The following is a 1,384-nucleotide window of genomic DNA, read 5'->3' as shown; positions in this document are numbered from 1 at the left end:
GAACACGAAGTGGTTGATGCCATGCTTCCAAGAAAAGCTTCTAAGCTTCAGGTAACCAGGAACCGTACCCCAAACCGACACAGGTGGTTGGGTAGAGAATACCAAGGCGCTTGAGAGAACTCGGGTGAAGGAACTAGGCAAAATGGCACCGTAACTTCGGGAGAAGGTGCGCCGGTGAGGGTGAAGGACTTGCTCCGTAAGCCCACGCCGGTCGAAGATACCAGGCCGCTGCGACTGTTTATTAAAAACACAGCACTCTGCAAACACGAAAGTGGACGTATAGGGTGTGACGCCTGCCCGGTGCCGGAAGGTTAATTGATGGGGTTAGCTAACGCGAAGCTCTTGATCGAAGCCCCGGTAAACGGCGGCCGTAACTATAACGGTCCTAAGGTAGCGAAATTCCTTGTCGGGTAAGTTCCGACCTGCACGAATGGCGTAACGATGGCGGCGCTGTCTCCACCCGAGACTCAGTGAAATTGAAATCGCTGTGAAGATGCAGTGTATCCGCGGCTAGACGGAAAGACCCCGTGAACCTTTACTATAGCTTTGCACTGGACTTTGAATTTGCTTGTGTAGGATAGGTGGGAGGCTTTGAAGCGTGGACGCCAGTTCGCGTGGAGCCAACCTTGAAATACCACCCTGGCAACTTTGAGGTTCTAACTCAGGTCCGTTATCCGGATCGAGGACAGTGTATGGTGGGTAGTTTGACTGGGGCGGTCTCCTCCTAAAGAGTAACGGAGGAGTACGAAGGTGCGCTCAGACCGGTCGGAAATCGGTCGTAGAGTATAAAGGCAAAAGCGCGCTTGACTGCGAGACAGACACGTCGAGCAGGTACGAAAGTAGGTCTTAGTGATCCGGTGGTTCTGTATGGAAGGGCCATCGCTCAACGGATAAAAGGTACTCCGGGGATAACAGGCTGATACCGCCCAAGAGTTCATATCGACGGCGGTGTTTGGCACCTCGATGTCGGCTCATCACATCCTGGGGCTGAAGCCGGTCCCAAGGGTATGGCTGTTCGCCATTTAAAGTGGTACGCGAGCTGGGTTTAGAACGTCGTGAGACAGTTCGGTCCCTATCTGCCGTGGACGTTTGAGATTTGAGAGGGGCTGCTCCTAGTACGAGAGGACCGGAGTGGACGAACCTCTGGTGTTCCGGTTGTCACGCCAGTGGCATTGCCGGGTAGCTATGTTCGGAAAAGATAACCGCTGAAAGCATCTAAGCGGGAAACTTGCCTCAAGATGAGATCTCACTGGGACCTTGAGTCCCCTGAAGGGCCGTCGAAGACTACGACGTTGATAGGTTGGGTGTGTAAGCGCTGTGAGGCGTTGAGCTAACCAATACTAATTGCCCGTGAGGCTTGACCATATAACACCCAAGCAATTTG

1 rRNA gene is annotated in these 1,384 nt (G+C 53.3%); it reads left to right on the top strand.

Annotated features, from left to right (window positions below):
• Window positions 1-1,365: ribosomal RNA gene (locus ACM6J5_RS18445) — 23S ribosomal RNA — on the top strand; the annotation flags it as partial.
• Between the last annotated feature and the right edge of the window lie 19 nt (window positions 1,366-1,384).

Origin of the sequence: Pseudomonas sp. IT-P74 (genome assembly GCF_949768175.1) — a bacterium.
In the GTDB taxonomy this organism is placed as follows: domain Bacteria; phylum Pseudomonadota; class Gammaproteobacteria; order Pseudomonadales; family Pseudomonadaceae; genus Aquipseudomonas.
This window is presented reverse-complemented; position numbering and strand designations above follow the sequence as displayed.